Annotated in this window: 25 protein-coding genes; 23 read left to right on the top strand and 2 right to left on the bottom strand. The window is 52.2% G+C overall.

All coding sequences use genetic code 11. The annotated features are described in order from the left end of the window. Positions 1 to 717 (bottom strand): hypothetical protein (locus PGS25_RS12775; protein WP_270418948.1); only part of this gene is annotated, 717 nt, incomplete at its 3' end. Position 718: 1 nt separating this feature from the next. Next, the gene (locus PGS25_RS12770) at positions 719 to 1,882 is read right to left on the bottom strand and encodes a RecQ family ATP-dependent DNA helicase (RefSeq protein ID WP_270418947.1); all 1,164 of its coding nucleotides are present in this window, start codon (positions 1,880 to 1,882) and stop codon (positions 719 to 721) included. A gap of 907 nt (positions 1,883 to 2,789) precedes the next feature. On the opposite strand from PGS25_RS12770, the gene PGS25_RS12765 reads away from it, so the two are divergent. The 23 genes from PGS25_RS12765 to PGS25_RS12655 all read left to right on the top strand — a co-directional run bounded on the left by PGS25_RS12765 (position 2,790) and on the right by PGS25_RS12655 (position 23,484). Next, on the top strand, positions 2,790 to 3,035 hold the full coding sequence (locus tag PGS25_RS12765; protein ID WP_188886583.1) for a hypothetical protein: 246 nt from the start codon (positions 2,790 to 2,792) through the stop codon (positions 3,033 to 3,035). Between the two features lie 428 nt (positions 3,036 to 3,463). After that, positions 3,464 to 4,234, top strand: a complete 771-nt coding sequence (locus PGS25_RS12760; RefSeq protein WP_270418946.1) for a TraX family protein — start codon at positions 3,464 to 3,466, stop codon at positions 4,232 to 4,234. Between the two features lie 419 nt (positions 4,235 to 4,653). Beyond that, positions 4,654 to 5,490, top strand: coding sequence for a DegV family protein (locus tag PGS25_RS12755; RefSeq protein WP_270418945.1), 837 nt, complete (start codon positions 4,654 to 4,656; stop codon positions 5,488 to 5,490). Positions 5,491 to 5,815: 325 nt separating this feature from the next. Further along, positions 5,816 to 6,277, top strand: a complete 462-nt coding sequence (locus PGS25_RS12750; protein ID WP_270418943.1) for a hypothetical protein — start codon at positions 5,816 to 5,818, stop codon at positions 6,275 to 6,277. A gap of 384 nt (positions 6,278 to 6,661) precedes the next feature. Beyond that, positions 6,662 to 6,868 (top strand): hypothetical protein, encoded by a 207-nt coding sequence (locus tag PGS25_RS12745; protein WP_118480111.1) that lies wholly within the window; start codon positions 6,662 to 6,664, stop codon positions 6,866 to 6,868. Positions 6,869 to 6,874: 6 nt separating this feature from the next. Further along, entirely contained in the window at positions 6,875 to 7,723 is an 849-nt protein-coding gene (locus tag PGS25_RS12740; RefSeq protein WP_119191366.1) for a DUF6017 domain-containing protein, read from the top strand. 59 nt (positions 7,724 to 7,782) lie between these two features. Further along, complete coding sequence (locus tag PGS25_RS12735; RefSeq protein WP_119191365.1) at positions 7,783 to 8,034, top strand: hypothetical protein; 252 nt, start codon at positions 7,783 to 7,785, stop codon at positions 8,032 to 8,034. A gap of 110 nt (positions 8,035 to 8,144) precedes the next feature. Further along, the gene (locus PGS25_RS12730) at positions 8,145 to 8,636 is read left to right on the top strand and encodes a PcfB family protein (protein ID WP_008982239.1); all 492 of its coding nucleotides are present in this window, start codon (positions 8,145 to 8,147) and stop codon (positions 8,634 to 8,636) included. Next, positions 8,633 to 10,402: a VirD4-like conjugal transfer protein, CD1115 family gene (locus PGS25_RS12725; RefSeq protein WP_270418941.1), complete on the top strand. Its 1,770-nt coding sequence runs from the start codon at positions 8,633 to 8,635 to the stop codon at positions 10,400 to 10,402. The genes PGS25_RS12730 and PGS25_RS12725 overlap by 4 nt, the downstream gene beginning before the upstream one ends. 134 nt (positions 10,403 to 10,536) lie before the next feature. Then, positions 10,537 to 10,752 (top strand): Maff2 family mobile element protein, encoded by a 216-nt coding sequence (locus PGS25_RS12720; RefSeq protein ID WP_005934794.1) that lies wholly within the window; start codon positions 10,537 to 10,539, stop codon positions 10,750 to 10,752. Positions 10,753 to 10,845: 93 nt separating this feature from the next. Next, complete coding sequence (locus tag PGS25_RS12715; protein WP_005934794.1) at positions 10,846 to 11,061, top strand: Maff2 family mobile element protein; 216 nt, start codon at positions 10,846 to 10,848, stop codon at positions 11,059 to 11,061. Between the two features lie 39 nt (positions 11,062 to 11,100). Beyond that, positions 11,101 to 11,970, top strand: a complete 870-nt coding sequence (locus tag PGS25_RS12710; RefSeq protein WP_005934793.1) for a VirB6/TrbL-like conjugal transfer protein, CD1112 family — start codon at positions 11,101 to 11,103, stop codon at positions 11,968 to 11,970. Further along, the gene (locus tag PGS25_RS12705; RefSeq protein WP_081365654.1) at positions 11,960 to 12,553 is read left to right on the top strand and encodes an MT-A70 family methyltransferase; all 594 of its coding nucleotides are present in this window, start codon (positions 11,960 to 11,962) and stop codon (positions 12,551 to 12,553) included. Before PGS25_RS12710 ends, PGS25_RS12705 begins: the two co-directional genes overlap by 11 nt. Continuing rightward, complete coding sequence (locus PGS25_RS12700; protein ID WP_270418939.1) at positions 12,541 to 13,029, top strand: XF1762 family protein; 489 nt, start codon at positions 12,541 to 12,543, stop codon at positions 13,027 to 13,029. Before PGS25_RS12705 ends, PGS25_RS12700 begins: the two co-directional genes overlap by 13 nt. After that, the gene (locus PGS25_RS12695) at positions 12,998 to 13,378 is read left to right on the top strand and encodes a PrgI family protein (RefSeq protein WP_005934790.1); all 381 of its coding nucleotides are present in this window, start codon (positions 12,998 to 13,000) and stop codon (positions 13,376 to 13,378) included. The genes PGS25_RS12700 and PGS25_RS12695 overlap by 32 nt, the downstream gene beginning before the upstream one ends. Before the next feature lies 1 nt (position 13,379). Further along, positions 13,380 to 15,779 carry a VirB4-like conjugal transfer ATPase, CD1110 family gene (locus PGS25_RS12690; protein ID WP_270418949.1) on the top strand — a complete coding sequence of 800 codons (2,400 nt, stop codon included), beginning with the start codon at positions 13,380 to 13,382 and terminating at the stop codon, positions 15,777 to 15,779. A 17-nt stretch (positions 15,780 to 15,796) separates the two neighbouring features. Continuing rightward, positions 15,797 to 16,390 carry a nitrogen fixation protein gene (locus PGS25_RS12685; RefSeq protein ID WP_270418938.1) on the top strand — a complete coding sequence of 198 codons (594 nt, stop codon included), beginning with the start codon at positions 15,797 to 15,799 and terminating at the stop codon, positions 16,388 to 16,390. 41 nt (positions 16,391 to 16,431) lie between these two features. Next, positions 16,432 to 17,418 carry a DNA-methyltransferase gene (locus PGS25_RS12680; protein ID WP_270418937.1) on the top strand — a complete coding sequence of 329 codons (987 nt, stop codon included), beginning with the start codon at positions 16,432 to 16,434 and terminating at the stop codon, positions 17,416 to 17,418. Then, positions 17,418 to 19,622 (top strand): C40 family peptidase, encoded by a 2,205-nt coding sequence (locus PGS25_RS12675; RefSeq protein ID WP_270418935.1) that lies wholly within the window; start codon positions 17,418 to 17,420, stop codon positions 19,620 to 19,622. Before PGS25_RS12680 ends, PGS25_RS12675 begins: the two co-directional genes overlap by 1 nt. A 17-nt stretch (positions 19,623 to 19,639) precedes the next feature. Beyond that, entirely contained in the window at positions 19,640 to 19,876 is a 237-nt protein-coding gene (locus tag PGS25_RS12670; protein WP_117452843.1) for a DUF4315 family protein, read from the top strand. Next, positions 19,869 to 20,648 carry a DUF4366 domain-containing protein gene (locus PGS25_RS12665; RefSeq protein WP_270418934.1) on the top strand — a complete coding sequence of 260 codons (780 nt, stop codon included), beginning with the start codon at positions 19,869 to 19,871 and terminating at the stop codon, positions 20,646 to 20,648. Before PGS25_RS12670 ends, PGS25_RS12665 begins: the two co-directional genes overlap by 8 nt. Then, complete coding sequence (locus PGS25_RS12660; RefSeq protein ID WP_270418933.1) at positions 20,645 to 22,714, top strand: DNA topoisomerase 3; 2,070 nt, start codon at positions 20,645 to 20,647, stop codon at positions 22,712 to 22,714. Before PGS25_RS12665 ends, PGS25_RS12660 begins: the two co-directional genes overlap by 4 nt. Beyond that, positions 22,711 to 23,484 (top strand): phosphoadenosine phosphosulfate reductase, encoded by a 774-nt coding sequence (locus tag PGS25_RS12655; RefSeq protein ID WP_270418932.1) that lies wholly within the window; start codon positions 22,711 to 22,713, stop codon positions 23,482 to 23,484. The genes PGS25_RS12660 and PGS25_RS12655 overlap by 4 nt, the downstream gene beginning before the upstream one ends. The last annotated feature ends 1 nt before the right edge of the window (position 23,485 follow it).

Raw genomic sequence — 23,485 nt, 5'->3', positions numbered from 1 at the left:
GACTTCATCGGACAGGCCGCGCTTGAACTTCGCTCCCGAGCGGGACACCTCGAACCGGAGCATTGGCGCATCATACTGCTCCAAAAGATCTTCCTCCATCAGCTGAAATGTCTTGTCATAGACCGTCAATGTGGTTGTCTTGCAGCGGATACGCCACGAATGCGCGTTCTTTTCCTTATGATTGGGGAATCCTTTGCCGAATGTGCACAGCTTGTACTGCTTCATGTACGGGCTGCGGCGAATGACACGCAGTGCCTCATCAACCCATTTCTGCGACTCGGGGAAGTAGTCCAGACAGCAGTCGATGCGAGAGAGCGTCAGCTGTTCGAAATCGCAGTCCAGACCGATTTTATGCAGCAGTTCTGTCATCTCTTTGTCAAGCGTTTTCAGCTGGTTTTCTTTCGCGATGAACACTTTCTTGGGCGAATATTCTCCGTGCAGCAAAGTGTGCGGATTGAGTCGAAACCGGATAGAACAGGCAATATTTTTGCTCGTTTTGTTCTTGCTGCGCGTCTGCTTGAACAGATAAAGCACCACGCCCTGACCGCAGTACGAGGTGCAGATATACTTCGTCATGCCGCTCTCGGAATAATATGTCGCGTCCGGGTAGGGTTTGCCGAAATGCAGACTTTTCAGATGCTGAAACACCTTGTTAAAGCTCTTCTGGGACAGTCTGTGAAATAATTCAATCGTATGGATACCGTAACGAAAATCCATTTCACACACCGCCTTTCGCAAAACAGCCGATGACTGCGTCGTGCAGATCGTCCGCTGATTCACAGATTGCATACAGTTCATTGACGGCTTCCGCTGCACGGTCGTCCGTGTCAGAGATAATATCAAGGTTCATCTGAAAGTCGGCGTCATTCCAGAGCAGCAGTGCCTTTGCGCGTTTTCCGTCGCGCCCGGCCCGGCCTGCCATCTGGTAGAATGACGCGACGCTGAACGGCAGTTGAGAGACAATAATCAGGCGGATATCCGAAATATTCACGCCCATGCCAAACGCGGAAGTTGCAATCATGATATGTGCCTCACCGGAACGAAAGCGCGCTTCCTGTTTGGTTCGGTCGGAGAGCCTGCTGTGGCAGAGAGCAATAGCAGAAGCCGAAATATCGCAATCCTCAATCAGAAAGTCACGCATATCTTCTACATCGCAGACGCGGGTGCAGTAGATAACAATTTTCCCTTTGCTATCGTATTTCTGAATCGCTTTTCTGACTTTCGCATAACGAGCGGCATCATTTTTCACAAAAGATTTCTTGAGGGACAGATTAGAACGTTTGAGCTTGCCGATATGTATAACCGGATTTTTCATATGCAGACTTTTCACGATATATGGAATATCATCCGGCATAACAGTTGCGCTGAAAGCAGCAACGACGGGAGAATTGGGCAAATCCTTGATAAATTTACCGATATTGCGGTACATGGGACGAAATTCATTGCCCCATTCCGTCAGACAGTGCACCTCGTCTACCACAACCGTGTGTACGCTATTCTTCTGAATTGCCTTCCAGAGACGAGGATCACTCAGTCGTTCCGGCGCAACAAAGAGCGCCTGGAGTTTACGATGTGTCAGCTGTTCGATTGTATTGGTATTCTCCCTGTTTTCGCTGTACAGGCAGCCCGCTCGAATTTTGTTGTCCTCGCAACGCTGCACCAGATCGCGCATGAGTGAAACGGTCGGGAGAATACCAATCAGCAGACCATTTGGGTGCAGGGTAATCATCGAGAGAAAGCAGATCGACTTGCCCTCGGAGGTTCGTGCTAAACCGAGTACATCTTTACCCTTGAGTAAGTCTGTAATTACATCCTTCTGAAACGCTTTCAGCTTCGATATACCAAAGCTATTACATATCATCTTTTCTTGTTTGTTCGTCATAATTTTCACTCCAAAACATAGAATTTTCGTTCAAAACTGAAATTTTGAAATTTCGTCGAACTGCCTTTATTCCATTGTTGAGATTGAAATAGAATTATAATTTCACAGGAAAAACATGATATATAATAGCAGCGAAAGACGTTGTACTATGTACTTTTTCCATCCCATTCTCTTGCCCAGCTTCAGCATGCTGATACCGAACTGCTCTGACGCTGTCAATGCCATCTGCAACGGTGCTTGCAATTTTTGTTAAAACTATTTGTCTAACCTTTTGGGCACTTCAACGTGCGGTACGGTGTCCGAACGAAGTCGAATACATCGCCTTCTGGAACGCGGGCAGAAGCACAGTGCAACCGTGACCGCGATAACGATGTTCGGAAACGAGGTCATCAGCTTAGATAGGTTTGTCGGTTCTCGGTTTACCTCGTTTTTTGATTATTACGCGCATTTCTTTTACTATAAATTGTGTATCATTAACTACTCATTTTACCTATCGCACAAAATATATTTAGGTTTTTACATATAATATACAAGAAATTCTCGCCATCCTTGTTAATTCGTGCCATGATAACAGATGTGGTCTGTACCTTGCAAAAGATGTAAATTTCGAGGCGCGATCTCTGTGAAGCAGGCAGGCTGCACGCTAAACAATCCTATCCGCTTGCAGCAGGCCGGAAAACGCAGCTTGATCAGGTGCATTTTATTGGGGCGGCTGTAAATTGGAAGCGAAACCTGAGAAGGAGAGAATGTTTCGTGAAAACCAATCCAACCATGCAGGCAGAGGCGGTTCTGCCTACACGACCTGTTTCCGCAAACGAAAAAATCAATATTCTGACACGCCTGGCTTACGGCGGCGGTGACGTAGCGTGCAACGTTTGGCAACAATCAGTCTGCCTGGGTCAAGGTAATGAGCATCTGGGCCGCAATCGCTGTCCTGCTGCTCTGGATGTTCCAGAGCACCAATCAGGCTGTTGTCGGCACGATTCTGCCGTACTACTGCAAGTATGTGTTCCATAACGACTCGTGGATGTACAGCACGCTGTATCTTTCCGAAACCATCGTTCTGATCGTCGGCATACTGTATCAGCTCGACAAAAAGTATCCCGCTATCATGAAAGAACTCGCAGAGCGCGAAGCGCGCGGTGAGCTGTAACTTTCTGATCTTCATGATCCCTCAACCGTTCCCGGCATGGCTGCAATGCTGTGCCGGGAATCTGTATCTCCGGCTTTTCTCGCTCTGCCCGCACCGGTCGGCAGGGCGTTTTCTGTCTGTGCGCCGTGTCCGCCTCGCGGATATTCACAAAAAGTTTATCGCTGCGGCATTGCGGCTGTCCGCTCTTCTGTATATAATAAATGCAGAGCACATTCCTGTGTCACCCCTCACGATTACCGAACGATTTAGGGCAATACCGCATAATTAGACAAGAGCGATTTGCGAGCAAATTTTGTGCTCTGATAAGGCGCGGTTTTGCAGCAATACTTTCGTATTGCAAGAAATCGCAACGCAATCAGGGTGAAAAATTTCGGCAAAGCGCCGCAGCTTTAATTGTGCGGTGTTGCCTTAGATAAAGGAGTACCCGTATGTCAACCAACAACCTGTCCTCTCCCGCCTCCGGCCGTTTTTCACTCAGCGCCGCGGCACTTCACATTCTCGCCATGGTGCTGATGCTGATGGATCATCTCTGGGCGACCCTCCTGCCTGCGCAGGACTGGCTGACGTGTGCCGGACGGCTGGCCTTTCCCATCTTCGCATTCATGGCGGTGGAAGGATATTTTCACACCCACAGCTTCCGAAAATACGCCCTGCGGCTTGCGCTGTTTGCCGTGCTCTCCGAAGTACCGTTCGACCTGATGTACGGCGGAACCTGGTTCTATCCGGTGCACCAGAACGTGATCTGGACGCTGCTGCTCGGTCTTCTGGGCATTCATCTGATGGAAACCGTGCGCAAAAAGCAGAAAACATGGCTGTATCTGCTCACCGCCCTGCTTGTTGTGCTGATCGGCACAGTGCTGGGCACCCTGAGCATGGTGGACTACTACGGCACCGGCGTGCTGACGATTTTTATCTTCTACTTCTTCCGCGGACGGAAGTGGTGGTGTCTGGCAGGGCAGCTCCTCGCCCTCTACTGGGTCAATGTGCAGCTGCTGGGCGGTCTGCTGTATCCCGTCCATATATTCGGCATGGAATTTGAGATCTGTCAGCAAGGGCTTGCACTTCTGGCGCTCATCCCCATCTGGCTGTACCGCGGACGGCAGGGTTATCACAGCAAGTCGTTCCAGTATGCCTGCTATGCCTTTTATCCCGTACATATGCTGATCCTTGTGCTGATCCTGCAATATCTGACCCGCTGACGGCCATATCGGCATCTGCAAACATCTATAAGGCAACACCGCACAATTAAAGCTGTGGCGCTTTGCGGAAATTTCGTGCCCTGACTTTGGCTTCGGTTCCTTGCGCGAGTTCCGTCCGCGCTGCCGAAGTTTCACGGTAATACGTCAAGTATTACCGCAAAACCGCGCCTCGTCAGTGCGCAAAATTTACTCGCAAATCGCTCTTGTCCAATTATGCGGTATTGCCTTAAAACTTTTTATTTATCAAATGCGTGTTCTGTTATATAATGAATACAACATTATGCATTTTCTGTTTTACGAAGGAAAGTGTGCAGGACAGGTCGGCTGCTGTATGCGGTGCAGATCGACCGACTGCAAGAGAGAGCGCTTTCCTCACGATAACACTGAAAATTTTCGGTAAGAGAGAAAGGAAAAACTATATGAACTGGAACATTATTACAGATTCAAGCTGTGATCTGCTCCCTTCCACCAGTCCGGACGGAAGGATCCAGCTGGCCAGTGTGCCGTTTACCATCCGCATCGGGGAGCGGGATTTTGTCGATGACGAGCATCTGGATACGATGGAAATGCTCTCCGCCATGGAGCAGGAGCACTCGGCCGGCCACACCTCCTGCCCCACGCCGGACGCATGGCTGGCACAGTTTGAACAGGCGGACTGCGCGATCGCGATCACCATTTCCTCGCAGCTGTCCGGCAGCATGAACAGCGCTCTTGCGGCAAGAGATATGGCGCTGGAGAAAAACCCGGATAAAAAGATCGTCATTCTGGACTCCTTATCCACCGGACCGGAGGTTCTGCTCTGCGTAAAGGAGATCGAGCGCCTGATTCGTCAGGGCCTTTCCTTTGACGATATTGCGGCGCACGCCAGAGGTTTTCTGCAGAAAACCAAAATCCTCTTTGCGCTCTCCTCGTTTGACAACCTGATCAAGAACGGACGCATCCACCGTCTGACAGGTATGCTCGCCAAGGCTCTCGGCATCTGGGGCATCGGCAGCGGCAGCGATGAGGGAAAGATCGCCTTTGAAAGCAAGGCGCGCGGTGCGAAAAAGGTCGTACAGACGCTGGTCAGCACCATGAAGGAGCACGGATTCATCGGCGGAAATGTTGCGATCAGCCATTGTGATAATCTCGCACTGGCTCAGACGCTGAAAAACAGCATTCTGGATATCTGGGAAAATACCAGCATCGAGATTCTGCCGACCCGCGGGCTCTGCAGCTACTACGCCGAGCGCGGCGGATTGATTGTCAGCTACTGATTTCAACAAACAAAGGGCGAAACCGCATGGTTTCGCCCTTTTTCTGTTCGGTTGATTGTTTTCCGCTCACAGCACCTGCATATCCGCCGCACTGCACGCCGCAAGGAACTTCGGAGGCAGCTCAGCGAGCAGATCCTCTCACGGCCCACCATGGCCAGCCATGCCTTGAGCGACTCGGCCTTCTTGGACGGCACGGATTCGATAATGTGTAAAAACCAGTTTCTTTCTATTATGCCTTTGCATATTCTCATCGTCAGCACATCATTTTCTATCATTATGTATTAACTCCATCCATTTCTTTTCGTTTATTGTATCTGTTCTTGCATTGATTTCCAGTATTCAAATCGGTAGAAAGCAGTACGAACTCAGCAAATGGCAGGCAGAGGCGCAGAACAAGGTGGAGCTGTATTTGCTGACGCAGCCGATTACGCTGAAAAGTGCCGACGGTATACAGCCAGATCAAAGTGTGCCTGCAATTTATATCCGAAATGTGGGCGGCAATGTGATTTATCTGGAACGGTATCTCTTTAACGGCAGAGAGTACCCATTGGGAAAAGAGGTTTTGCCGCCGATGTCTGTATGCGAGGGCTACCGCTATATTTATTTGCCGACAGATGGAACGACCCATGTTTCGCTGCAAATATATTTCGAGGACTGGCAGAAAAAACAGTGGACGACAAAGGGGTTTGCGGATTGGGAAGACGGTATTTGGAAGATTACATATCAGCTGTGCGTCCGCTGTGCAGAGCAGCTGCTAACGCGAAAGAAACAGATCTGCAAACCATAATTTTCATGAATAGGAACACATTGTGCATACGGTTTTTCTACATGAATTGCACGGTTTCAGTAAATACTACCACTATCGCAGCAGAAATACCGAAAATGGGAGGCGGAATTGCTATGAAAGCAACCGGAATCGTGCGCCGGATCGACGATTAAGTTATAATAGGAGCAAGGTCAGAAAGCCTTGAAAACACTGGTGTTTCGCTGATTTTGTCCGATTTCGCAAGCATTCAGAGCGCAAGCTGTTTGACCGCGGTGAGCTGCAACCGCAATCTCGGAAGGAGGTCGCAGCAAATAACAAAATACGCAACGGGATAGCCCCGGTACTGTACCACGCATGAGTGGAACAATACCTGGGCTATTTTTTATCACAACGGAGGTAACACTTATGATTCCAAATCCACTTCTGGCGTTTGACGCCTTGATGCAGGAAACGCCCTATTCGCATTTTGATAGCGGCTGCGAGGGCATCACGCCGGAATGCCGTACCTGTCGTTTTCATCGTCCGCACTGGAAGTATCAATCCTGTGTCTTTCAGTTCTGCCCATATTCTCCGATTGCGGTTTCCACACGCAAGGAAAAGCTGGGGCGGTGATACCAAATGTCAATCGTGCGATCCCAAAAAACAGAAGGTTTCACAGTCATGTCCAACAGCCACCTGAAAGACCGATCCATTTCGCTCAAGGCAAAGGGACTTCTATCGCTGATTTTGAGTCTTCCGGACGGCTGGGTCTACACAATCAAGGGGCTTGCAACACTCAGTTCCGATGGACTGGATTCCACCAGAGCGGCGCTCAAAAACCTTGAAGATCACGGCTACGTTGTTAGGCGGCAGCTTTATGACAAGAGAGGTCGATTTGCAAAATGTGAGTACACAGTTTATGAGCGTCCGCAGCGGTCTTCTCCACCAACGGGTTCACCGTTATCGGAAAAGCCGACAACGGACAATCCGTCACCGTGGAATGCGTCAACGGTAAAGCCCACGCTATTAAATACGAATGAAGAAATTACAGAAGAATCAAATACGGACTCTATGAACTATCCATCTATCAATCTTGATAGGATGGATGGGACGGATGAGCGAAGCGAATATGAGGAGCTGATTAAAGAGAACATCGGCTTCGACTACCTGATCCGGAATTATCACTATGACCGTGACCGACTTCAAGAAATTGTAGACATTATCTTGGATGTGGTTTGCTCCTGCGCAGAGACAATTCGCATCAACGGCGAAGATATTCCCGTGGCTGTGATTAAATCCCGGTATCTCAAATTGAATGACAGCCACATTGAGTATGTGATTGACTCAATGGCAAAGAACCCATCTGACATTCGGAACATCAGAGCCTATCTCCTGACGGCGCTCTACAATGCGCCTGTTACGATAGACAATTACTACTCCGCGCTGGTCAACCATGATCTCTACGGGCAGGACAAGTCTTCCCAATAATCACATAAATACGATTGCAGCATAAGAAGCTGTTTGAGCAATGCTCGGAAAGGAAAAACATGAGAAGTGCAAAAGAAACGGGTTGCTTCCCGTATGGCAGCGGTCAGGTCTGCTACATGGAGGTCTCGCCTGACGGAGCCGTTACCCAGTTATCCACGGTTGGTGAAAAACGTTCTGCCTACATAAACGCACAGGCTGGCATCAGCAAAATCTTTGCAGTGTGGCCGGGACGTTGGCGCAGCGATCTCTTCATCATTGACGATCTGGACGCTTTTTCCGAAAAGCAAAGTCTGTTCGGAAAATACAGATAACTCGGCGGAAAGGAGGATGGCTCGAATGAAAATCTTCTGTCTCAAGGGTGTGCCGCCTTAGCTGAGGCAGCATCCCCTCAATTATCTCAAGGAAAGGAGGTATCACTGCAATGCAGGATGAAGTCAACACCAAAGTTGTTGCAATCATGATCAAGGGCGGCAAAATCTCCGCCGAGGTGCTGAAAAAGGCACTGGACAAGTTCGTGCAGGAGATCGAGAAGGCGCAGAAGCAGATGCAGCATCCCAAAACCTATCGCGGCAAGCAGTCCATCAAGCATCTGATGAGTCAGAACGCCGCCATCTCCAACATCGAAGTGACGGACGGCAACATCAAGTCCTTTGAGCGGACTGCCAGCAAATACGGTCTGGACTTTGCACTCAAGAAGGACGTTTCTGTTGAGCCGCCCAGCTATCTTGTCTTCTTCAAGGGACGGGACGTTGATGTAATGACCGCCGCCTTCAAGGAGTTCTCCGCCAAGACGGTCAAGCAGAAGGAACAGCCGTCTATCCGGCACAAGCTGGATCAGGAGAAAGCTCAGAGTAAGGCGCAGCACAAAGAGAAAGTCAAGGTCAAGACCAAGGATCGGGGTGTCGAGCTGTGAACAAACCCGATATGAAGAAGCTCATTCTTCTGAACCTTCCGTATGTCTTCGCCTTCTACTTTGCGGATAAGATTGCCGCCGTATTTCGTCTCGCTCCCGGCGCAGAGTTCATCGACAAGCTGACAAACGGCTTTGCCATGTTCGGCACTGCCTTTGCAAATCCGCTTCCCAGCTTTCATCCCGTTGATCTGCTCGTCGGTCTGGTTGCCGGTGCGCTGCTCAAGCTGGCGGTCTATGTCAAGGGCAAGAACCGCAAGAAGTTCCGGCAGGGTGAAGAATACGGATCTGCACGATGGGGTAAGCCGGAGGACATCAAGCCGTACATGGACCCGGAGTTCTCGAACAACGTCATTCTGACGCAGACGGAGTTCCTGACCATGAACAGCCGTCCAAAGCAGCCGAAATACGCCCGCAACAAGAACATCCTTGTCATCGGCGGTTCCGGCTCAGGCAAGACGCGCTTTTTTGTAAAACCAAATCTGATGCAGATGCACAGTTCATACGTTGTCACCGACCCAAAGGGTACGGTGCTGGTGGAGTGCGGCAAAATGCTTGAAAAGGGCGGCTATGTCATCAAGTCGCTGAACACCATCAATTTCCGGAAATCCATGCACTACAACCCTTTTAGCTACATCCGCAGCGAGAAGGACATCCTCAAGCTGGTCAATACGATCATCGTCAACACGAAGGGAGATGGCGATAAGTCCGGCGAAGATTTTTGGGTGAAGGCGGAGAAGCTGTACTATACAGCCCTCATCGGTTACATCTGGTATGAGGCACCCGACCACGAGAAAAACTTTACCACCCTGCTCGAAATGATCAATGCCTCGGAAGCCAGAGAGGACGATGAGACCTTCAAGAACCCTGTGGATGTCATGTTCGACGAGCTGGAAGCCCGCGACCCTGACCACTTTGCGGTCAAGCAATACCGCAAGTACAAGCTGGCGGCTGGCAAAACCGCCAAGTCGATTTTGATTTCCTGCGGTGCAAGGCTTGCGCCCTTCGACATTGCAGAGCTGCGGGAGCTGATGAGCTACGACGAGATGGAGCTGGACACCATCGGAGACCGGAAGACGGCGCTGTTCGTCATCATTTCCGATACCGATGATACATTCAATTTTGTCGTGGCAATCATGTATTCCCAGCTCTTCAACCTTTTGTGCGACAAAGCAGATGACGTTTACAACGGACGACTTCCCGTCCATGTGCGATGTCTGCTGGATGAATTTGCGAACATCGGTCAAATCCCGAAGTTTGATAAGCTCATCGCAACCATCCGTAGCCGGGAAATTTCGGCGTCAATCATCTTACAGTCCCAGTCTCAGCTCAAGACCATCTACAAGGACGCGGCTGACACCATCACGGGCAACTGTGACTGCACACTTTTCCTCGGTGGAAAAGAAAAATCTACCCTCAAGGAAATCAGCGAGGTGCTGGGCAAGGAGACAATCGACCTTTACAACACCTCAGAAACCCGTTCCAACAACAACTCCTATGGCTTGAACTATCAGAAAACCGGCAAGGAACTGATGTCTCAGGATGAGATCGCCGTCATGGACGGAGCTAAGTGTATTTTGCAGCTTCGAGGCGTGAGACCTTTTCTCAGTAACAAATACGACATTACGAAGCATCCAAAGTACCGGCAGCTCTCCGACTATAACAAGCGGAACGCCTTTGACATCGAGAAGTACCGGCAGCACAAACTGGTAGTCAAGCCCGATGACACATTCGACCTCTATGATATGGGCGAGGTCGAAGCGGATTAAAGCCCCGTCGCTGCACTGCGCAGTGGGTAAAGCCTGATGGCTCATCCCAAAGCAGAACAGCGACGGGGCTTCTTTTTTTATGCCCATTTTCAAAAATACACACTCAACTTTCATCGATTCAAGGAGGAAAATCTATGGCTTTCATCAATCAGGCTGTCACGGTTCTTCAGACGCTCGTTATCGCCCTCGGCGCAGGTCTCGCAGTGTGGGGTGTTGTCAACCTCATGGAAGGCTACGGCAACGACAACCCCGGCGCTAAGTCTCAGGGCATCAAGCAGCTCATGGCTGGCGGCGGTGTGGTGCTGATCGGCACGACCCTCATCCCTCTGCTCTCCGGTCTGTTCGGTTAATCCGGCAGCCGCGCAGAAGCAACCATCGGGGCGGGTGCGGAAAAGGCACTTGCCCCTCACAATTCACCAACGATTTAAGGAGGAAATTCAAGTATGGCATTTATCAATCAGGCAGTTACGGTTCTCCAGACGCTTGTTATCGCCCTCGGCGCAGGTCTTGCGGTGTGGGGTGTTGTCAACCTCATGGAAGGCTACGGCAACGACAACCCCGGCGCTAAGTCTCAGGGCATCAAGCAGCTCATGGCTGGCGGCGGTGTGGTGCTGATCGGCACGACCCTTATCCCCCTGCTCTCCGGTTTGTTCGGCTAATCCACGGCAAGCCCAGCTTAACCGAAGGGTGGTGAAATATTGGGCAGCATTTTAGAAAAGATCGAACAGGCTCTCAAGGATATGCTGATCGGATGGATCGAGAGCAACCTGACCAATATGTTCACCGATGTCAACGAGAAGGTAGGAACGATTGCCGCCGAGGTCGGTCAAACTCCGTCCGGCTGGAACGGCGGCGTGTACCAGATGATCCGGGGACTATCCGAAAACGTGATAGTCCCCATCGCTGGTATCATCATCACCTTTGTTTTGTGCTACGAGCTGATTTCCATGATCACCGAGAAAAACAACCTTCACGACATGGACACTTGGATGTTCTTCAAGTGGTTTTTCAAGGCGGCTGTGGCGATCTATCTCGTGACGCACACCTTTGACATCGTGATGGCAGTATTCGACATCGGGCAGAACGTAGTTTCCGGTGCAGCAGGAGTAATCCACGGCAACACGAGCATTGACATTGACGCGACGATTGCGCAGATGCGTACCGGCATGGAGAACATGGGCGTCGGAGAACTGCTCGGACTGTCGATAGAAACGCTTCTGATCAGCTTATGCCTCAAAATCATGGCGATCCTCATTACGGTCATTCTCTACGGGCGCATGATTGAGATTTACTGCACCGTGAGTATTGCGCCTATTCCCATCGCAACCATGAGCAACCGCGAATGGGGCAGCATCGGCACGAACTATCTGAAAGGCTTGTTCGCTCTGGCATTTCAGGGCTTTCTCATCATGGTCTGCGTCGGCATCTATGCGGTGCTGATCAACGGCATGATCATCGCAGACAACATTCATTCGGCTCTGTTCTCTGTGGCAGCGTACACGGTTATTTTGTGCTTCTCGCTGTTCAAGACCGGAAGCCTCGCAAAATCCATTTTCCATGCGCACTAAGGAGGTCGGCAGCATGAAGAAGTACAGCATCATCTATGCCGATCCCCCTTGGGCGTATCGGACTTACTCCAAGAAAGGACAGGGGCGGTCGGCAGAAAGTCACTACCCAACAATGTGCATTGAGGACATCAAGGCGCTTCCGGTCGGTGAGCTTGCCGCGAAGGACTGCGCCCTGTTTCTCTGGATCACATTCCCGTGCCTCTGTGAAGCACTCGAAGTGCTGACGGCATGGGGCTTTTCTTATAAGACTGTGGCTTTTGTATGGGTGAAGCAAAACCGCAGGAACGACGATCTCTTTACCGGCATGGGCTACTGGACAAGGGCGAATGCGGAAATCTGCATCCTTGCCACAAAGGGACATCCGAAGCGCGTTGACGCCGGTGTGCGTCAGGTCATCCTCAGCCACATCGAAGAGCATTCCAAAAAGCCGGATGAAGCGCGGGAGCGCATTGTCCGGCTCATGGGAGACCTTCCCCGCGTAGAGCTTTTTGCCCGTCAGTCTCCCGAAGGCTGGGACGTTTGGGGCAACGAGGTCGAATGCACGGCTCATCTTCCTATGGAGGAAACACCATGCTGCGGCTAAAACCCATCTCTCTTCGTGACGCCAACGAGTATGTCCGGAAGCATCACCGGCATCACAAGCCGGTTGCCGGTCACAAGTTTTCCATCGGCTGTGAAGCAGACGGTGAGCTGGTCGGTGTAATCATCGCCGGGCGTCCCGTCAGCCGGTATCTGGATGACGGCTTCACATTGGAAGTTACAAGGCTATGCACCAACGGAGAAAAGAACGCTTGCAGCTTTCTCTACGGTGCGGCAGCAAGAGCTGCTGCGGCTATGGGCTATAAGCGCATCATCACCTACACGCTGGAAAGCGAAAACGGTGCAAGCCTTCGGGCTTCCGGCTGGATTTGTCAAGGCAAAGCGGGTGGGCTTCACTGGACGGGCAAGCGTCAACCGAAGGAGGATCAATATCCCGCACAAATGAAGCTGCGCTATGAAAAGCAGCTTAGAAAGGAGGAAACAGTCAATGGCATTTGTTCCGGTCCCGAAGGATCTTAACCGCGTCAAAACGAAGGTCATGTTCAACTTGACCAAGCGGCAGCTCATTTGTTTTTCCATCGCTGCGGCGGTCGGCGTCCCGATCTTCTTTCTGGCGAAGGCGCATCTCGACTTGTCTACGGCGGCAATGCTGATGGTGGTGATCATGCTCCCGTTCATCTTCTTCGCGCTTTACGAGAAGGACGGACAGCCCGCCGAAAAATATCTGTACCACATCGTACAGTCCATGTTTATCCGGGACAAGGTGCGTCCCTATCGCACAAACAATCTCTATGCTGAAATTCAGCAGAAAATCAAAGAACAGGAGGAATTGCAGCTTGAACAACAGCACAGCAAAGGCAAAGCCTAAGATGACGGTCAAAAACGGCGTCATTTACGGCGATGCCCTTTCCGCTCAGGAAAAGAAGCGGATCGTCATGCAGAAGAAAAAGGACAGGAAGGCAAAGAAAGTCCGCAAGTCCGCCCAGCAGACCATTCCCTATGTGGAGATGTGCCGCGACGGTATCTGCAAGGTGAATAACCGGCTCTATACCAAGTCCATCGCCTTTGAGGACATCAACTACCAGCTTGCGCAGAACGAGGACAAAACTGCCATCTTTGAGAACTGGTGCGACTTTCTGAACTACTTCGACAGCTCGATCTTCGTCCAGCTCTCCTTCATCAATCAGAAGGCAAGCCTGAATGAGTTTCGCAAGCGCATCAACATTCCGGCACAGGAGGACGCCTTCAACGACATCCGCTCCGAGTATTCCGGTATGCTGCAAAGCCAGCTTACCAAGGGCAACAACGGGCTGGTCAAGAAGAAGTACATCACCTTCGGCATTGAGGCAGACTCCCTCCGCACGGCAAAGCCGAAGCTCGAACGCATTGAAACCGACATTCTCAACAACTTCAAAACCCTTGGTGTGAGAACCGAGCCGCTGTCCGGCTATGAGCGGCTGAAAGTGCTTCATGATGTATTCAACATGGACACCAATGAGCCGTTCCGCTTTTCCTTTGACATGGTAGCCCGAACAGGACTCAGCACGAAGGACTTCATCGCGCCCACTTCCTTTGACTTCCGTGAAGGCAAGTGCTTCAAGATGGGCAGAACCATCGGCGCGGTGAGCTTTCTGCAAATCCTCGCGCCGGAACTCAATGACCGTATGCTTGCCGACTTCCTTGAGATGGACAGCAACATCACGGTCAATTTTCATATCCGGACGATTGACCAGGCGAAGGCAATCAAGAGCATCAAGTCGAAGATCACCGACCTCGACAAGATGAAGATTGAAGAGCAGAAAAAGGCAGTCCGCTCCGGCTACGATATGGACATCATCCCATCCGATCTTGCCACCTTCGGCGGTGAGGCAAAGCGTCTGTTGCAGGATCTCCAGACCCGCAATGAGAGACTGTTCCTCGTGACCATCCTCATCATGAATACGGCAACCAACCGCCAGAAGCTCGAAAACGCGGTGTTCCAGACCGCCGCCATTGCCCAAAAGTATAACTGTGCGCTCAAGCGTCTTGACTTCCAGCAGGAGGAAGGGCTGATGTCCTCTTTGCCTATCGGCGTCAATCAGGTGGAGATCGAACGCGGACTGACCACTTCCAGCACGGCGGTTTTCGTGCCGTTCACCACACAGGAGCTTTTTCAGGGCGGTGAAGCTCTCTACTACGGGCTGAACGCGCTGTCCAACAACATGATCATGGTAGACCGCAAGCAGCTCAAGAACCCCAACGGGCTGATCTTGGGTACACCCGGTTCCGGTAAGTCCTTCTCCGCCAAGCGCGAAATGACGAACGCCTTCCTCATCACGGAGGATGACATCATCGTCTGCGACCCCGAAGCCGAGTATTTTCCCCTCGTGCAGAAGCTCGGTGGTCAGGTCATCCGCATTTCGCCGGTCAGCACGGATTACATCAATCCTCTGGACATCAACACGAACTACTCCGAAGAGGAAAACCCGCTGACGCTGAAATCCGACTTCATCCTCTCCATGTGTGAGCTGATTGTCGGCGGCAAGGACGGCTTGCAGCCGGTTGAGAAGACCATCATTGACCGCAGCGTCCGAATGGTCTATCAGGAGTTTCTTGCAGACCCCAAGCCGGAGAAAATGCCGATCCTCGAAGACCTCTACAACATTCTGAGAAATCAGAAGGAGCCGGAGGCACAGCGCATCGCAACCGCCCTTGAAATCTATGTTCACGGCTCGCTGAACGTCTTCAATCACAGAACGAATGTGGATGTCAACAACCGCTTCGTCTGCTATGACATCAAGGAACTGGGCAAGCAGCTTAAAAAGCTCGGAATGCTCATTGTGCAGGATCAGGTGTGGAACCGCGTGACCATTAACCGCGCCCAGCATAAGGCAACGCGCTATTACATGGACGAGTTCCACCTTTTGCTGAAAGAGGAACAGACCGCCGCGTACAGCGTGGAAATCTGGAAGCGTTTCAGAAAATGGGGAGGCATCCCGACCGGAATCACGCAGAACGTCAAGGATCTTCTTGCCTCCCGCGAGGTGGAGAACATTTTTGAAAACTCGGATTTTGTCTACCTTCTGAATCAGGCATCCGGCGACCGGCAGATTCTCTCGAAGGCGCTGAACATCTCGCCCAGCCAGCAGAACTACATCACCAACTCCAACGCCGGTGAGGGGCTGATCTTCTACGGCTCGACCATCGTTCCCTTCAAGGACGATTTCCCGAAGGACACCCAGCTCTACCGCATCATGACCACCCGTTTAGAAGAAACCGTACAGAACTGATAGGAGGATTTTTGAATATGACCAACAAGATGATTACCATTCCCTATGCGGACGCTATCGAATACGGAGAGAACACCTCCGCGCTGTTTAAGGCTCTGTGGGAGCTGACCGATCTGATCCGACTGGAAAGCGACCTCAAGAAGCATCACCGCGCCTACCTCCATGTGAGGGAGGACATCGACGAAAAGGTCAAGGAAGCGCGTCAGATTATGACCAAAGTAGCCGTGGATATGATCGGCTTTTACTTCAATGTTGATGTTTCTGAGTGCAGCAACAACGATGAGAATACCCCTTTCGCTGACGCGGGTGAAGATGAAACCGTTTCTATCCCCAAGGGCGAGTATGAGCTGATGATCGACGATCTGCTCACCATGTCCGAAATCATCCTGTGCGTTGCGGATATGCGCACGCAGGATGTGAAGGCATTCCGTGAGTTCGGCAAGTACGTCCCCGCCTTTGCCGCCTTTGAGAAGAACCGGCTGAGCCTCTATCGTGAGGCGGCGAAGGAAGCTGAGGAAATCTTCGACCGTTGGGCAGACGAGATTGACAATCTCGACGAGGACTTCACGGAAGATGAGGATTACGAGCCGGACGAGTATTACTCCGACTGATGCCCATTGAAATGTTGTCGGGTTTCACAGCCAACATTTCAATGGAAACACAAATCCAACAGAACAGGAGGTACACCACCATACAACTTGACATCATTCATACCGGCGATTGCCTTGAAATCCTGAAAACTCTGCCCGAAGACAGCGTTCATTGCTGTGTGACGTCCCCTCCGTATTACGCGCTCCGCGATTACGGCATGGATGCTCAGATCGGCAGAGAGACAACGCCGAAGGAATATATCTCGCGCCTGACGGAAGTGTTTACCGAAGTCAGGCGCGTTTTGCGTCCGGAAGGAACGCTCTGGCTGAACATTTCGGACACCTACGCCGGAAAGGGCAATCAGGGTGATTTTATTGATCCGAAGAACCCCAACGGCAGAAACGGACAGGCTGTGGCTCTCAACAACAAGGTTGAGGGCTGCAAGCCGAAGGACATGATCGGCATTCCGTGGATGCTTGCTTTTGCCCTCCGCGATACCGGCTGGTATCTGCGCAACGACATCATCTGGATGAAGGATAACCCCATGCCGGAGAGCGTGAAAGACCGATGCGCCCGCTGCTATGAGCATATTTTCCTGTTCTCCAAGTCCAAGAAGTATTTCTTTGACTACAAGGCAATCTCCGAGCCGATTGCTCCCGCAACGGCGGAACGCCTCAAGCGCGGCATGAAGGGCGGCAACAAATACGGAAAGCCCGTTCCCGGTCAGCCTCAGCCGCAGACCATCAACCGTCCGCGTGAGCATGGCGAGATCAAGGACGCAGACATCAATCCGCTCCGCAACAAACGCGATGTCTGGAAGATCAACACCGTCCCCTTCAAGGGCGGTCACTACGCTGCCTACCCTCCGAAGCTGGTTGAGACCTGTCTTCTCGCCGGTTGTCCCGAAGGCGGCATTGTGCTTGACCCTTTCATGGGGAGCGGTACAACCGGCATGGTTGCCTCGCAGATGGGGCGGCATTTCGTGGGCGTGGAGCTGAATCCTGAATACACCGAGCTTGCCTACAAGCGGATTGGAGGTGAAATCTGATGTCCAAGGATCCGGAACTCAAAGCCCGCGACAAGGTAGTCGTGCGGATGACGCGGGAGGGCGCGGTTGAGGAAAACCTGACGGCTGGCACCGAGCAGAGAGTGTCAAAGCGGCAGGAATATGCGGAGCTGGTCAAGCCGGTTGAGACAGCCGCACCTTCCGAAGCCCTTTCTGCGGAGGAACAGAAAAAGGTGCAGATGCGCCGTCAGCAGCGTCAGTTTCAGGTGGAACACGCCGAGGATAACGACACACAGCCGCTCTCGGAAACGTCCGTCACAGAAGAGAAAAGGGCAGAAAATCCACCCCAGAATGTACCTGAACCGCTGCCTTCGGAAACGCCGTTCAAGCCTCCAACTTTTGAGCAGCACGGCGTTTCTTCTCATACCGGCACGGTGATTGCCGAAACGGTTGTCACACACAAGCTGCGCAAGACCTCGGCAGTGGAGGCAGTGGATGCGGATGCCGTTCTCTCCCAAGCGGCAGAGACTTCCTCCGCAAAGCCGGTCTCGGACGATGCCGTCCCGCCCACGAAGCGGATGCAGAAGCTCGAAAGGAAGTCCGAGAAGGCGCATGAACGTCTGGATGCCGCCCGTGAAAAGCTGCCCACGCACAAGGTTCTCAAGAAAGAGCGCGTCTTTGATGAAGAGACCGGAAAGGGCAAAACCCGCCTTCATTTTGAGGATGAGCTGAAAAAGCCCAAGAGCAAAAGCAAGCTGCAATTCGAGGCAGACAAAACCGTCCGCAAGGTCGGTGACACCCTCGCTTCCGGCATTCACGGCAAAATCCATGAGGTCGAGCAGGAAAACTCGGCGGTTGAGGCGGCGCATAAAACGGAGATCGCCGCTGAGACTGCCGCTCGGCATTTCCGTCATCATCGGGAAAGCAGCGTCAACAAGCCCTACGAGAAGGTCTCCAAGCTGGAACACAAGGCGGATGCTGCTGATGCGAAGCTCCAATATGAAAGAAATCAGCAGGTGCATCCTGAGATGAAGAAGCAGAACATGAACAAGCACTACCAGAAGCAGAACATCAAGAAGGAATATGCCGCTGCACGGAATGCCGGTTCCCAGACTGCCGGGACTGCCACAAAAAGCACCGGCAAGAAGCTCGGCGAAAAGGTGTCCGACAAGCTCAAGGAGTTCTTTGAGAACAACAGGAAGGTCTTTATCTGGATCGGCGTCGGAATTGCCCTTCTCGTGTTGCTCGGTGCCGGAATCAGCTCGTGTTCGATGCTCACCTCTACCGGCTCGTCGGTTATCGCTTCCTCCTATCTCAGCGAGGATGATGCGATGCTGGGCGCGGAGGCGCAGTATTGCCAAATGGAGCAAGAGCTGCAACGCTATCTCGACACCTACGAAAGCACTCACAGCTACGATGAATACCACTTCGATCTGGACGATATTGAGCATGACCCCTATGTGCTGATCTCCATTCTCTCGGCTCTCCACGAGGGCGAGTTTACGCTGGATGAGGTGCAGGGTACGCTCCAAATGCTGTTTGAAAAGCAGTATATCCTCACAGAAGAGGTCATCGTCGAAACCAGATACCGCACGGAGACCGACACATGGACGGATGCAGACGGCAATACGCACACGGAAACCTACCGCGTCCCGTATGACTACTACATCTGCAACGTGAAGCTCGAAAACTTCAATCTCTCCCATGTCCCGGTCTACATCATGTCTCAGGAACAACTTTCCATGTACGCAACGTATATGTCGGTGTTGGGCAACCGTGAGGATCTGTTCGGTGACTCCCCCTATGTGGACAAGTACATCACAAATCCTCCCGCCGACTACGATGTCAACCCGGAATACCTGAACGACGAGAAGTTTGCAACGCTGATTACCGAGGCGGAAAAGTATCTCGGCTATCCGTATGTGTGGGGCGGCTCCAATCCCGACACATCCTTTGACTGCTCCGGCTTTGTCAGCTACGTTCTCACGAACAGCGGTCTTGTGAATACCGGTCGGCTGGGCGCACAAGGGCTTTACAACGTCTGTACGCCGGTCTCAAAGGCGAATGCACAGCCCGGTGATCTCATCTTCTTTGTCGGGACGTATGACACCCCCGGCGTGTCTCACGTCGGCATTTATGTTGGTGATGGGGTCATGATCCACTGCGGCGATCCCATTCAGTACACATCCATCAACTCTTCCTATTGGCAGCAGCATTTCTACGCCTTCGGAAGACCCGCCTATTAAAAGAAAGGAGTTATTTCATGAATCCCAAGTATCAGAAAGTCCTCTCCGACATTGAGAAGGCTGAAAAGAAGAAATCCGAAATCGAAGGTCAGCTCAAGGAGCTGTACGACAAGAAGACAGAGCTGGAAAACCTTGAAATCATCAATACCGTGCGCTCTATGGTGATGGACAAGGATCAGATCATGGTGTTCCTGTCTTCCATGAAGGGCGGCACCAAGCCCGCTGAAAATACGGAGGTAATCGACAATGCGTAAGAAGTTTCGTTTTCTGACCGTCCTTGCGGTCTGCGTCATGGTTCTGTCTTGCTTCTCGGTCACGGCGTTTGCCTACGCCGATGATACCGAACAGAACCTTCCCGTCACGGAGGCAACTCAGCCCGAACAGCAGCCCGCAGTCGCTCCCACGCCGGAAAAGCCGAAGGGTGAGCAGATTGACGATGAGGGCAACGCCTACACCCGCGACTTGCTCTATGACAAGGCAACCAACAAGCAGTTCATCACAGTCCAGACGAAGAACGGCAATACCTTTTTCGTTGTCATCGACTACGATGCACCCATCAATGAGGACGAGGAACAGTATCAGACGTACTTCCTCAACATGGTCGATGAGAGCGACCTGCTTGCGCTGCTGGATGATGATACTGCGCCGGCTCTGACTACCTGTAATTGCAAAGAGAAATGCGCTGCCGGTCAGGTCAACACCGACTGCCCGGTCTGCAAGACCAACATGAGCGAATGCACCGGCACAGCCCCCGTTACACCTGAGCCGGATAAGGATGCGGAAACCGATGCTCCCGCCCCTAAACCCGAAAAGAAATCCAACATCGGCATGATCCTCGTCATCTTCGTTCTTGCAGGTGCTGCGGGTGCAGCTTATTACTACATCAAGTTCGTCAAGGGCAGAAAGCCCAAGGATGAAGATATGGACTTCTTTGATGATGAAGGCTACGAGGAAGAGCCGTACATCAACGAGGATGATGAGCCGCAGATTGCGGAGGATGCTGAAACGGATGGTGATGAAGATTGATCTTAGTTATTGCTGAAAAGCCCAGCGTTGCCCAGTCCATCGCAAAGGTTCTGGGCGCAACGTCCCGAAAGGACGGCTATATGGAGGGCGGCAATTACATCGTTTCGTGGTGCTTCGGTCATCTGGTGGAGTTGGCAGACGCCAGCTCCTACGATGAGCGATATGCCAAGTGGCGGTATGACGATCTGCCCATTGTCCCGGAAAGCTGGATGTTTGAGGTCACGAAGGACAAAGCACAGCAGTTCAAGGTACTGTCCGCTCTCATGAAGGACAAGCGCGTCACCGAGCTGGTCTGTGCAACCGATGCAGGGCGTGAGGGCGAGCTGATCTTCCGGCTGGTCTACAACAAAGCCGGATGCACCAAGCCCTTCAAGCGTCTGTGGATCAGCTCGTTGGAGGACTCCGCCATCCGCGAAGGCTTCCAGCATCTCCGGGACGGCAAGGACTATGACCGTCTCTATGAAGCGGCACTCAGCCGCTCGAAGGCAGACTGGATTGTCGGTATCAACGGCACCCGCCTTTTCACCACGCTCTATCACAAGAAGCTGGTGGTCGGGCGCGTCCAGACGCCGACCCTTGCAATGCTGGTGGAGCGTGACGGGAAAATCTCCACCTTCCAGAAAGAAAAGTATTTCAATGTCCATGTCGGCAAGGGCGATCTGACTGCCGATCTGGAAAAGGTCAAAACCGAAGAGGAAGCAAAGAAGATTGCGGCGGCTTGCGAGAAAAAGCAAGCCGTCGTTTCTTCTCTCAAGCGGGAGACGAAAACCGTCAATCCTCCGAAGCTCTACGATCTGACCACCTTGCAGCGCGAGGCAAACCGATACTATGGCTTCACTGCCCAGCAGACGCTCGATCTCGTTCAGACGCTCTACGAAAAGAAGTTCCTGACCTATCCGCGCACGGACAGTCAGTTTATCACGGATGATATGGAGGACACTGCCCGTAAGGTCATTTCCATCGTCTGCCGCCAGCTTCCGCTTTTCTCCGGCGTTTCGACTACTCCGGACATTTCCCGCGTGACCGACAACAGCAAGGTCACGGATCACCACGCCATTCTCCCGACCGTCCAGCTTGAAAAGCAGGATGTTTCCGCTCTCCCTCAGTCAGAGCAGAAAATCCTCACTCTTGTCGGGATGCGCCTTCTGTGTGCGACAGGCGAGAAGCACACCTACGCGGAAACGCAAATCACGCTCTCCTGCGAGGGCTACGAGTTCAAAACCAAGGGCAAGACCGTTGTTCAAAACGGCTGGAAAGCCATTGAAGAGCTGTTCAAGGCATCCCTCAAGACGAAGGAAAAGGATGATCCTATGAAGTCCCTGCCCGAAGTCCATGAAGGCGATGTTCTGGATAGTGTATCTGCCAGCGTCACGGAACACTTCACAACACCTCCGAAGCAGTACACGGAAGATACCCTCCTGTCTGCGATGGAGACTGCCGGAAACGATCAGTTTGACGATGACACCGAGAAGAAAGGTCTTGGCACTCCCGCAACCCGCGCCGGTATCATTGAAAAGCTGGTGAAATCCGGCTTTGCAGAGCGCAAGGGTAAATCCCTCATTCCTACGAAGGACGGCTGCAACCTTGTCTGCGTCCTGCCGGAACAGATCACGTCTCCCGCAATGACTGCGGAATGGGAAAACACGCTCAAGGAGATTGAGCGCGGCAATGCGGATGCAGACGCCTTCCTCAGCGGTATTGTCCGGATGACCGGGGATCTTGTAAAAGCCTATCCGTTTCTCTCCGATGCCGAAGCCCAACGTTTCGGCACGGGCAAGGAGGAAATCGGCAAGTGTCCCCGCTGCGGCTCTCTGGTCTATGTGGGCAAGGGCAACTTCTACTGCTCGAACAAGGACTGCTCCTTCTGCCTGTGGGAAGACAACAAGTTCTTTTCCAGTAAGAAAAAGAAGCTGACCAAGAGGATTGCAAAGGAGCTGCTGGACAAGGGCTGGTGCCGAGTGACCGGGCTTTACACGCCGAAGAAGCCTCAGCTCTACGATGCGGTGATCCGTCTGGATGACAGCGGCGGCAAATACGTCAGCTTCAAGATGGAGTTTGATCGATGACCCGCCCAAAGTATGTTGCTTCATGCAGCGGAGGCAAAGACAGCGTAGCGACGCTCCTGCTGGCTGCACAGCACAATGAGCCGCTTGACGAGGCGGTTTTCAGTGAGGTCATGTTCGACAAAAACACAAGCGGCGAAGTCCCGGAACACCGGGACTTCATTTATGACCGGCTCAAGCCCTTCTGCGAAAAGGAGCTGGGCATCAAGTTCACCATTCTCCATGCGGACAAGACCTACGATGAGGTGTTCCATCATGTCATCACCCGCGGACCGCACAAGGGCGAGGTTCGCGGTTTTGCGTGGGCCGGGATGTGCGCGGTCAATCGGGACTGCAAAATCCCGCCCGTCCGAAAGTACAATGCCGCGCTTTCTCCGGACACCGTGAGCTATGTCGGCATCGCGGAGGATGAACCCAAACGCCTTGCGCGTCTGGACGGCGTGAAGAAGGTCAGTCTGCTTGCCAAGTACGGCATGACCGAGGTTGACGCCTACAAGCTCTGTCAGGAACAAGGGCTGCTTTCCCCAATCTACACTCACTGCCGGAGAAACGGCTGCTGGTTCTGTCCCAACGCAAGCGACGAAGAGCTGTTGCACATGATTACAAAACACCCGGAGCTGTTTGACCGGCTGATTGAATGGGAGAAGGAGGATAACATCTTTCATCGTCGGCTGACACGCAGAGAAACCCCGTCTGAGGTAAAGGCTCGTTTATTGAGCAAATCCCAGACGGGGTTTTCTTCTCCCCGAAGCAAATACGAAATGGAGGTTTGAG

Origin of the sequence: Butyricicoccus sp. AM78-15b2TA (genome assembly GCF_027665985.1) — a bacterium.
Classification (GTDB): domain Bacteria; phylum Bacillota; class Clostridia; order Oscillospirales; family Butyricicoccaceae; genus Agathobaculum; species Agathobaculum butyriciproducens.
The sequence above is the reverse complement of the archived record's forward strand: the minus strand, read 5'-3'. Positions and strand labels throughout refer to the sequence as shown.